Genomic DNA, 7,955 nt, shown 5'->3' with positions numbered 1-7,955 from the left:
AAAACGACTCAATAAAATAGTGGTAGTCTAGGACTTTATTTTCTCGTCCAAGGCTGCCGCTGTTTCTATATTATTAGGGTCAGTCTAAAACTTATTTTACGAAGGCTACCGATTTTGTAATTATAAAACCCGCGTGGGATCAGCAACTCCAGTCTAAATCTTTATTTTCAACGAACAGCAAAAGTACCTAGCGAAGCTTTATCGCTAGTTTTTTTTATTTCTGTATAAGCCCAAAATGTTAGGAAATGCTAGCGTTGTGAAACAAATAAGGGGTGATGATTTTATTATGATTCAACAAACATTAGCACCGCACGAATCGATGGAGCTTCACGAAGCGCTTAATTTCAAAACGCTCTGTCTGGCCAAATCGAAACTGATGCAAGGTCTTGTTTTTGACCAAGATCTCAAAGCTTTAATGCAGAAAGACGTGGAGCAATCCATCCAATCCATCGCCGAGCTGCAAGCCATTTATGCAAGAGCTCCTTTCCAAGCGCCGGTTCCACAAAGCAGGCCTACTCCCATTTTAAACTGAAGGTGAGAAAAACAATGAATAACGATTATTTAGACCCGATTAACGCATTAAACATGCCGGAAATGGCGGATATGACATTTGCCATGGACTTCCTCCTGCGTGCTAAGGAAGGAGTAAGAAATACGGCTATCGCCCTGACGGAAACGGCTTCTCCGGATGCAAGAGCGCTCCTGAAGAACCAGCTCTACCAAGGCCTGGCGATGCATCAAGAAATTTCTGACCTCATGAGCAGCAAGAAATGGTTCCATCCTTACGAGCTAAGTGAACAGTACCAATTGGATCAGCTTTCGGCGAAAAATACCATCATGATCGGGCAAATGAATCTGTTCCCGGATGATACATCACGCAAGGGCATGTTCGATAGGACGCTAGATGAACACATTGGGGGAAGCAAAGCATGAAAGCCGTAACGTACCAAGGCATTAAAAATGTCGTCGTTAAAGATGTACCCGATCCGAAAATCGAGAAGCCCGATGATATGATCGTTAGGATGACAAGTACCGCCATATGCGGCTCCGACCTGCACCTCATTCACGGGATGATTCCCAACCTCCAAGAGAATTATGTAATTGGGCATGAGCCTATGGGTATCGTGGAAGAGGTTGGCCCCAGCGTCACCAAGCTTAAGAAGGGTGATCGGGTAATCATTCCGTTCAACATCGCCTGTGGTGACTGCTTTTACTGCAAAAATCATTTGGAAAGTCAGTGTGACAATTCGAATGAAAATGGGGATATGGGCGCTTATTTCGGTTATTCCGGTACGACGGGTGGGTATCCTGGCGGACAGGCTGAATATTTGCGCGTACCCTTTGCTAATTTCACTCACTTCAAAATTCCGGAAAGCTGTGAAGAGCCGGATGAGAAGCTGTGCTTGATCGCCGACGCCATGACGACTGCTTTCTGGACCGTTGACAATGCTGGAGTGAAGGACGGGGATACGGTTATTGTACTAGGATGCGGTCCTGTCGGGCTGTTGGCGCAGAAGTTCTGTTGGCTGAAAGGTGCGAAGCGAGTCATCGCAGTCGATTACGTCGATTACCGCTTGCAACATGCGAAAAGCACGAACAACGTGGAGATCGTTAATTTCGAGCAGGAGCCGAATATCGGCAATTATCTGAAGGAAATGACGAAGGGCGGCGCCGATGTCGTCATTGATGCGGTAGGAATGGATGGAAAGATGAGCGATCTCGAATTCCTCGCAAGCGGCCTGAAGCTGCAAGGAGGTACGATGGGCCCGGTGGTCATTGCTTCTCAAGCAGTTCGCAAAGGTGGCACCATCCAGATCACAGGTGTATATGGCGGACGCTATAACGGATTCCCACTCGGTGACATCATGCAGCGCAACGTCAATATCCGCTCTGGGCAGGCTCCTGTTATACACTATATGCCTTATATGTACGAACTTATTACGACGGGCAAAGTCAATCCGGGTGATGTAGTGACGCACGTGATCCCGCTGAGCGAGGCGAGGCATGGATATGAAGTGTTCGATACGAAAACAGACAAGTGCATCAAAGTCATTTTGAAGCCGTAATTTCTGATTGAAAAGGGGAGGAAAAAATCGAAATGAATTCGATCTATGCTTTACATGAGACACTGGAGGTCCATGAAATCGCCGCCTTCAAAACGGTCTGCATGACGAAGTCCAAAACGATGCAAGCTCTGATCTCGGACCCGGAGCTGATGCAAATTCTGCAAGAAGACGTTCAGCTATCTACGCGGCAGCTGCAGGAACTCGGAGCGCTGTTGTCTAAAGCGACAGTATAGGAGATGAAAACATGAATACTATTCTGGAAAACCTTACGGGGCTGAACACTCTGACGGATGAAGTTATTGCAATGGACTTCCTGATTAACGCCAAGAGCGGTGTCCGTAATTATGCAATGGCCGTCACCGAATGCGCCACACAGGAAATCAAGGCTACATTAACCAAACAGCTCGATGAAGCGATCGCCACGCACGAGAAAATCATGAGCTATATGGTGACACGAGGCTTGTACCACCCTTACAACGTTAACGAGCAAATCCAGCTCGATCTGCAAAACATCCAGACCGCTATGAATATTCCGTCTCGTTCCTTATAAGCGGAGAGCTTGGTGCGTAGCCTACTCGGTGACTCCAATTGCCTGAAGCCAACTCATGAATTAGTCTCTATCTAGATCAATAAAAAGAGTGGTAGTCTAGGACTTTATTTTCTCGTTCAAGGCTGCCGCTGTTTCTTTTATTGGGTCAGTCTAAAACTTATTTTACGAAGGCTACCGATTTTGTAATTATAAAACCCGCGTGGGATCAGCAACTCCCTATCGAGAGAAATGGATAAATGAAGGGGCTAATTGGATACATCAGCCCCAACCACAAAATTGGGATGTTGAAGAACAATTGAAAAGAATTATTAGCAGAAAAATCAATGATTCATTACGCTAACGAAGAACGATAGCACAATAAAGGGAGCAGATTGCCGCGGCAGCTGCTCCCTGTTTTCATTCAAGTAACGGGCAGTTTAGCTCAATGTACTAACAGAAGAAAGTAAGATGAGTAAATCTAAGGTTTTTAGAGATAAACAGAGTTACTATTTTCTGAAAATCCTGAAATTAGGCATTGTAATTGGAATGTGTAAGTCTATGCAAAATAGCGAACCTACGTTTTGAGGTTTGTAAAATAAGATATTATATTTTACGATAGGTAACATTCGAAACCAAGAATTAAGGGGGATGTTTAAATGAGCAATATATTATTAAATTCAGAAATAACACTCTTGATAAGGGGTTTTAGAACAAAACAAAAAGTTTTGGGATAATACTGCTGATAAATGGTTCGGTGTAACTGCACTCCCAGAACTCGGGAAATTGATTTACTTGGGCCATTAGCCACTGATAAAGAGGCGTGAGCGTTATCCATATCTGCTAAAGAGAGGTGTATTTATGACAACAAGGCAATGGGTCACAAAATTTGTTCTCATGCACAAATGGGTATTTTTATTTGGATTCATCATCACTACATTAGGAACTATGATCAATTTGATTTATCCGTTCCTCAACGGGAAAATTATCAATATTGCTTTTTATGATAAAGACATGACCGCCTTTTTGAATTTGTGCTTTATCTATGCTGGCATACTCTTTTTCAATCAGTTTGTCCTTATGACGTTAAACAATCTCATTTCGTCACATTTGATGACGGGTTTTGTCTTTGATATACGGCGGGCTCTGTTCAAAAAGTTATTACATAAAAAAGGGAAAGACCTCTCCGAGGTCTATAGCGGAGATATGATCAGCCGAATGAACAACGACACCAAGGATATTATGAGTCTCGTATTCCAGAGCGGTCTTTGGGGATATTCCAACTTTTTACATATACTATTCGCTGTCTGCTTCATGTTTTACTACAATCTACTTTTGGGAGTTTTTACAGTTGTTCTGGTTCCCGTCGTGTTCTTTGCCTCGAAACAATTCAAGAAAAAATCGCAAAATGTCAAGAAGGATATTTCAAAGGAACAGGGCAAACTATCCTCTTACTTGTTTGAAATCGTGAAAAATTTGCAGGAGATAAAAATCCTTAACGCACGTAAACAAGTAACGAAGTTTTATTTGAGAAAAACGACAGCCATCAATAAAATGAACGTGGTAAGCGGAAGAATCGACGTGACGGCAGAAAGGGTTAATTCGTTCATCATGCTTATCGCACAACTTGTGATATTTGTGACCTGTGCCTATTTCATTGTTAAAGGCCACATGCAGCTCGGCGTTTTTGTAGCCGCCGTAAGCTATTTCAATATGGCTGTGAACTACTTCGGCGTCATAAACAGCAGAATTATGGATATCGGGAAGCAACTTGTCTCCTTACAACGTGTCGTGGAGATTCTGAATGAAGATGAAGAAGACTACAAAGAAAGCCATCATCCGAAACAAATTAAGGATGGCACGATTGAATTTAACAATGTCACATTTGGATACACCGAAGATAAGCATGTTCTGAACGGATTCAATCTCCGTGTTGATGCAGGAAGCACAATTGGCATTGTCGGAAAGAGCGGCGCAGGTAAAACATCGATGGCAAACCTGCTCTACAATTTATATAACGTTGACGGAGGCGAGCTTCTGATCGATGGAATGAATGTCAATGAATATAACCTACATAGCTTGCGGAGCCAGGTGGGTATTGTCCATCAGGAGACTATCCTTTATGATCATACCCTACGTTACAATCTTTCATTTACGAACAACAAGGATTATGATGACGCATTGCTGGAAGCGCTTAATAAAGCTACACTTTATGATGTTTTCCTGACACTTCCAAACGGACTGGATACGCTGCTTGGAACTGACGGGCAAGAATTATCCGGCGGGCAGAAGCAGCGTCTGGCTATCGCCAGGATATTAGTCAAGAATCCCAAGATTTTGATCTTCGACGAAGCCACATCGTTCCTTGACAGCCAGAACGAAGCGCTTATTCGGAACATGATGAGGGATATGTCGAAAGATCGGACGCTTATTATAATCGCCCACCGTTTTTCCACCATCAAAAACTGTGATAAAATCGCGGTTTTAGCGGACGGTGTTGTCGCAGGCTTTGATACTCACGACGTACTGATTAAAAGCAATAAAACGTATATAGACTTATTCCGCGAACAGTACATAGGAGATGAAGCGTATGAACCGGTTGGAAACCTTTAAGGCATTAACTCGGGATATAGATGGCATTAACAAGTCGTTGATAGCGCTTGGCTTTTTCAAGGTGTGGAGCTTAATATTCGGGCTTATCCCTTTGTTCTTGTACTCGTTTTTGGTGAATCGCGTTTTAGTGGATAAAAATATGAACGAGCTTTCGCCTGTCATCATCGGTTATCTGGCTGTTTTCCTGTTCGCGACAATCGGGATCACAGTCAGTAAGAGGTTTTCAAACCGGTTAATTCTGAAATATGACCTGAGAATAAAGAATAAATTGCTGAAAAAGTATACCAGCCTTGATCATGATGTATATAGCAAATATAGCATTGGTGATGTTAAGAGTCGGATTGAAAGCGATTCTACTGTTGCCGATAATTTTTTTACGACCCATATATTAGATTTTATTTACGGCGTCGTTTACGCTGTTGCGCTGGCGGTTATTTTGCTATGTTACGACTGGCGGATCGCGCTTCTCAGTTTTATATTTGTTCCGATATCTTTTTTAACGGTTAATTTTTTGGGAGGTAAATCGAAGAAAGCCAAAGGGGAACTATGGAAACTGCAAACAAAATATGAAACCTTTTTACACTCGAATATTCAAAACTGGAAAGATGTCAAGATCAACAACCTTGAGGACGCGCAACTTGATGAATTAAACGGACACTATAAGAAGATAAGGCCTATTTGGTTTCGAAGCCAGCTCTATTCGCATCTAGGGATTACCTATTCGTTCTTCACGAAAAACTTCATTACCCAGTTGTTTATCTATTTTATTGGCGGATTATTCGTAATTAATGGTTACTCGCAAGTCGGTGTGCTGCTCGTTTTTATCAGCTTTTACGGGCAGTTTTTCGGGAATATAGAAAACATTAGTAATTCCTTAATAAACTTCAAGAATGATTCGGTGAATATCGAAAAAGTCGTCGAGATACTGAATTTAGAAGTAGGTAAGAGACCCTATAAGAAAATTGACGGAACAGATATTAATGTTGAAAATTTGAAATTTACATATGAGGGAAACGATTCATTTGCTCTTGAGGGTATTTCGTTCTCCGTGAGTAAGGGTGAACATCTGGCAATCGTCGGAAAAAGCGGCAGCGGCAAGTCTACCATTGCTAAACTGTTGACAGGGAAGATTAAACCGCAAGGTGGTATTGTACGCATTGGCGGGATTGATATATATACTGTGAACAGCGAGAGTCTGTCAGAAAAAGTTAGTATAGTTGTGCAGGAACCGGTTCTTTTCAATATGACGATCAGAGAAAACCTATTGCTGGCTAAGGCCGACGCAACCGATGCGGAATTGATAGAGTGCTGCCGCAGAGCGAGTATTTATGACTTCATTGAAACCTTGCAGAATAAATTAGATACGATAATCGGAGAAAAAGGTGTAAAACTTTCAGGGGGCCAGAGACAGCGCCTATCTATTGCCCGTGCGTTTATACAGGACAGGGACATCATCATTTTTGACGAAAGTACAAGCGCTCTTGACAACGAAAATGAAAATGACATCATTACAGAACTCAAAAGCCTTTCATCGGGGAAAACCATGATTTCCATTGCTCACCGTTTATCTACTATTTTGGACTGCGATAAGGTTATGGTTTTGAAAGATGGCGCAATGGTAGCTTTTGATACCCATGAAAACCTACGTAACAGAAACGAAACCTATGATTTGCTTTTCCAAAATCAGTATGTAGCAGGTGGATATGTTGTTGTAAAAAATACGGAGGACATAAAACCATTAGTCGTAGGCAGTTGATAAAGCATGTACAATACTTTGCCAATGAGATGGTAGAAGTATAGCCGTTGCGCTAACGGGTAAGGATAGTTCAATGAAACAGCGACAGTCTAGGACTATATTTTCTCTTCCTTGGCTGTCGCTGTTTCAATTTCTAGGGTCAGTCTAATACTTATTTTATGGAGTCTGACGGTATGGCGATTCGAAAAGCCGCGTGGAATAAAGAGATCCAGTCTAATACTTTATTTTCTGCTGACAGCGCAGTTGTTGGGATTGGTGCAGCAATTATTGGTGATAAGTACGATATTGATTTCTTGAGTTATGGAGACGCGGCAGCAGGTATTGTTGTTGCATATTTTGTATTAATACTTGCATATCACATGGGTAGAGAAGCTGTCGATGTATTAATGGAGAAGACAGTCTCCTCGGAAAAGTTAAGGGAGTACAAAGAACTTGTTTTTTCTGTTCAGGAAGTAAAACGTATTGACCGACTTCGCGCAAGAGCATTCGGTCAATACGTGATGATTGACGTTCGCGTTGGAATACCGGCTCAATTAAGCGTTCAGGAAGGGCATGATGTATCGCGAAAAATCAAACAAACGATCATTGAACACCATAATGATGTAGAAGAAGTATTGATTCATTTAAATCCATGGTATGAAGAAGAGAAAATGAATATAATTAGATAAAGAGACTTATCGTAATGAACTGCACCCCGTCAAGTAGACAGTATAAATAATTAAAAACCCTTAAGCGGCCTTAGTCCTAAATTCCATCGGACTGAGGCCGTTTAATTTGGCTTGTAATCTTTCGTTATTGTAAAAGTAGATGTAGTCATCAATAGCGTTCTTTAGCTCTTCAAAGGTGCTGTATTATGCAAATAATACTTCTCACATTTCAGGGTTCCCCAGAACGATTCCAAGCGTTGAACGCGTATATTTCTTTCTCTTCCTGCGAATAACCGATTGGATTCCTGCCAGCTTCATTAGGCGGCTTACCCGTTTATGGTTAATTG

10 protein-coding genes are annotated in these 7,955 nt (G+C 42.0%); 8 read left to right on the top strand and 2 right to left on the bottom strand.

Annotation, left to right across the window (positions count from 1 at the left end):
- Positions 1 to 286: 286 nt before the first annotated feature.
- The 8 genes from GC093_RS08220 (at position 287) to GC093_RS08185 (ending at position 7,629) form a co-directional block, all read left to right on the top strand.
- The gene (locus GC093_RS08220) at positions 287 to 532 is read left to right on the top strand and encodes a spore gernimation protein GerQ (protein ID WP_171651388.1); all 246 of its coding nucleotides are present in this window, start codon (positions 287 to 289) and stop codon (positions 530 to 532) included.
- A gap of 14 nt (positions 533 to 546) precedes the next feature.
- Positions 547 to 933, top strand: coding sequence for a spore coat protein (locus GC093_RS08215; protein WP_171651386.1), 387 nt, complete (start codon positions 547 to 549; stop codon positions 931 to 933).
- Positions 930 to 2,066: a zinc-dependent alcohol dehydrogenase gene (locus GC093_RS08210; protein WP_171651385.1), complete on the top strand. Its 1,137-nt coding sequence runs from the start codon at positions 930 to 932 to the stop codon at positions 2,064 to 2,066. The genes GC093_RS08215 and GC093_RS08210 overlap by 4 nt, the downstream gene beginning before the upstream one ends.
- A 32-nt stretch (positions 2,067 to 2,098) precedes the next feature.
- The gene (locus GC093_RS08205) at positions 2,099 to 2,299 is read left to right on the top strand and encodes a hypothetical protein (protein ID WP_171651384.1); all 201 of its coding nucleotides are present in this window, start codon (positions 2,099 to 2,101) and stop codon (positions 2,297 to 2,299) included.
- Between the two features lie 11 nt (positions 2,300 to 2,310).
- The gene (locus tag GC093_RS08200) at positions 2,311 to 2,616 is read left to right on the top strand and encodes a spore coat protein (RefSeq protein ID WP_171651383.1); all 306 of its coding nucleotides are present in this window, start codon (positions 2,311 to 2,313) and stop codon (positions 2,614 to 2,616) included.
- 837 nt (positions 2,617 to 3,453) lie between these two features.
- A complete protein-coding gene (locus GC093_RS08195; protein WP_171651382.1) occupies positions 3,454 to 5,205 on the top strand; it encodes an ABC transporter ATP-binding protein in 1,752 nt (583 codons plus the stop codon).
- The gene (locus GC093_RS08190) at positions 5,192 to 6,961 is read left to right on the top strand and encodes an ABC transporter ATP-binding protein (RefSeq protein WP_171651381.1); all 1,770 of its coding nucleotides are present in this window, start codon (positions 5,192 to 5,194) and stop codon (positions 6,959 to 6,961) included. The genes GC093_RS08195 and GC093_RS08190 overlap by 14 nt, the downstream gene beginning before the upstream one ends.
- Positions 6,962 to 7,134: 173 nt before the next feature.
- Complete coding sequence (locus GC093_RS08185; RefSeq protein ID WP_246313943.1) at positions 7,135 to 7,629, top strand: cation diffusion facilitator family transporter; 495 nt, start codon at positions 7,135 to 7,137, stop codon at positions 7,627 to 7,629.
- A gap of 60 nt (positions 7,630 to 7,689) precedes the next feature.
- On the opposite strand, the gene GC093_RS08180 is transcribed toward GC093_RS08185, so the two are convergent.
- Both GC093_RS08180 and GC093_RS36860 read right to left on the bottom strand, forming a co-directional pair.
- Entirely contained in the window at positions 7,690 to 7,770 is an 81-nt protein-coding gene (locus GC093_RS08180; RefSeq protein WP_138790788.1) for an IS3 family transposase, read from the bottom strand.
- A gap of 60 nt (positions 7,771 to 7,830) precedes the next feature.
- Positions 7,831 to 7,953 carry an IS3 family transposase gene (locus tag GC093_RS36860; RefSeq protein ID WP_376768638.1) on the bottom strand — a complete coding sequence of 41 codons (123 nt, stop codon included), beginning with the start codon at positions 7,951 to 7,953 and terminating at the stop codon, positions 7,831 to 7,833.
- Positions 7,954 to 7,955: the final 2 nt, after the last annotated feature.

Source organism: Paenibacillus foliorum, assembly GCF_013141765.1.
GTDB classification, from domain to species: domain Bacteria; phylum Bacillota; class Bacilli; order Paenibacillales; family NBRC-103111; genus Paenibacillus_S; species Paenibacillus_S foliorum.
This window is presented reverse-complemented; position numbering and strand designations above follow the sequence as displayed.

Excerpts from the sequence above, each read along its gene's own strand:
- GC093_RS08220 (WP_171651388.1), top strand. The coding sequence starts at position 287 with ATGATTCAACAAACATTAGCACCGCACGAATCGATGGAGCTTCACGAA.
- GC093_RS08215 (WP_171651386.1), top strand. The coding sequence starts at position 547 with ATGAATAACGATTATTTAGACCCGATTAACGCATTAAACATGCCGGAA.
- GC093_RS08210 (WP_171651385.1), top strand. The coding sequence starts at position 930 with ATGAAAGCCGTAACGTACCAAGGCATTAAAAATGTCGTCGTTAAAGAT.
- GC093_RS08205 (WP_171651384.1), top strand. The coding sequence starts at position 2,099 with ATGAATTCGATCTATGCTTTACATGAGACACTGGAGGTCCATGAAATC.
- GC093_RS08200 (WP_171651383.1), top strand. The coding sequence starts at position 2,311 with ATGAATACTATTCTGGAAAACCTTACGGGGCTGAACACTCTGACGGAT.
- GC093_RS08195 (WP_171651382.1), top strand. The coding sequence starts at position 3,454 with ATGACAACAAGGCAATGGGTCACAAAATTTGTTCTCATGCACAAATGG.
- GC093_RS08185 (WP_246313943.1), top strand. The coding sequence starts at position 7,135 with ATGGCGATTCGAAAAGCCGCGTGGAATAAAGAGATCCAGTCTAATACT.